The organism is Klebsiella sp. 28, from assembly GCF_018223905.1.
GTDB lineage: Bacteria > Pseudomonadota > Gammaproteobacteria > Enterobacterales > Enterobacteriaceae > Klebsiella > Klebsiella pneumoniae.
Genome location: NZ_JAGRQY010000263.1, coordinates 1 through 1,462 on the forward strand (window position 1 = coordinate 1; position 1,462 = coordinate 1,462).

General features: G+C 59.4%; 2 protein-coding genes. Both read right to left on the minus strand.

Translation table 11 applies throughout. The annotated features are described in order from the left end of the window. Positions 1-87: 87 nt before the first annotated feature. Entirely contained in the window at positions 88-621 is a 534-nt protein-coding gene (locus KHQ28_RS27820; protein WP_004179939.1) for a hypothetical protein, read from the minus strand. Positions 622-685: 64 nt separating this feature from the next. After that, positions 686-1,462: LysR substrate-binding domain-containing protein (locus KHQ28_RS27825; RefSeq protein ID WP_211777776.1), on the minus strand; the 777-nt coding region annotated here is incomplete at its 5' end.

Below are 1,462 nucleotides of genomic sequence, written 5' to 3' on the forward strand. Positions count from 1 at the left end.
AGGCCCGCGCAAGCGCAGCGCCGCCGGGTAATCTATCAGGCTCCGCTCCCTATATTTCCGGGCGGCGGGTCAGACAAACACCGCGAGTTACTGCTGTGCGGCAGGCGGCGCGGCGTTCTGTTTATCCTTCGCGATACTGTCCTGGATGGCTTTGGTTTTGCTCGCCGCTTCAGCCGAGAGCTGATTGGCGTCACCGATGGCGTTGTCTTTGATCTGACCCGCCTCTTTGACTATGCGGTCACTTTCCTGCTTTGCGTTCTGCTTCACCGCATCGGCCTGGGCTTTCGCCTGCTGGGCGATGGCGTCCGCCTTCTTGTCCGCCTCGGCCTTGATGGCGCTGGCCTGATCCTTCAGGCGATCGGCCTCGGCGTCAGCCTGGCTTTTCAGCGTATCGATTTGCTTATCCGCATCCTGTTTAATTGCCTGCGCTTTATCCGCCGCGGCATCTTTCATCTGCTCCGCATTATCTTTAGCCTTATCCAGTTTGTTATCAACTTTCGACGCATCGTCGCAGCCAAACAGGGTCAGGCACAGGGCGGAAGCGAGTAGTGTTTTATTCCAGAGTTTCATCAGCATTCCCTTACAGGTTAAGTCGTTATCCAGCTTTGTGATTCGTTGCATTAATAGCATTCACATTTTATATATAAACGCTCAGCCGATAGAGTCAAGGCGACAGCGCCGATTGTCAGTCCAGGGTCGCCACCAGCCCCTGCAGCCAGTCGGCAAAGACCCGAACCTTATGCGAGAGATGCCGGTGCGGATAGAGCAGCGACAACGGTCGACGCGGCGCCGGAAAGTCCGGCAAAACTTCCACCAGTTGCCCGCTGTCGATATAAGGTTGCAAAAAGAAACGCATCCCCTGCAGCATCCCCAGCCCCGCCAGCCCGGCAGCAGTAAAGACTTCAGAGTTGTCCAGCACCAGTTTACCGGGAATGGCGATCTGCCTGATGCCCTCCGGGGTCTGGAATCGCCAGGGCATAATCTGTCGGCTGCTGCTGTTCACCCAGTTCACCGCCAGATGCGACTGCAGGTCCTCCAGCGTCGCGGGCGCCCCATAGCGCGCCAGATAGCCCGGACTGGCGCAGGTGGTTAACGCCACCTCCCCCAGCGAACGCGCCACATAGTCGCCATCCTCAAGATCCCCCACCCGCAGCAGGCAATCCAGACCATCGCGCAGCATATCCCGGCGTACGTCGGAGCTGCTGAGGACAATCTCCACCTCCGGATGGGCCTGATAAAAATCCGGCAGATGCGGGATCACCAGCAGCCGGGCAAAGGCGATCGGCATATCAACGCGCAGCTGACCGCGGATCGGCCGGTCCGGCGCGAACGACTCCAGCAGATCGTCGGCCTGGGAGAGCAACGGTTTGCTGCGACGATAAAACTCTTCCCCCTCCGGCGTAAGATACAGACGCCGGGTGGTGCGCTGCAGCAGCCGGACCCCGCTCTCCTGCTCCAGCTG

Coding starts and splice junctions, on each gene's coding strand:
- KHQ28_RS27820 (WP_004179939.1), bottom strand. CDS start 621: ATGCAACGAATCACAAAGCTGGATAACGACTTAACCTGTAAGGGAATG.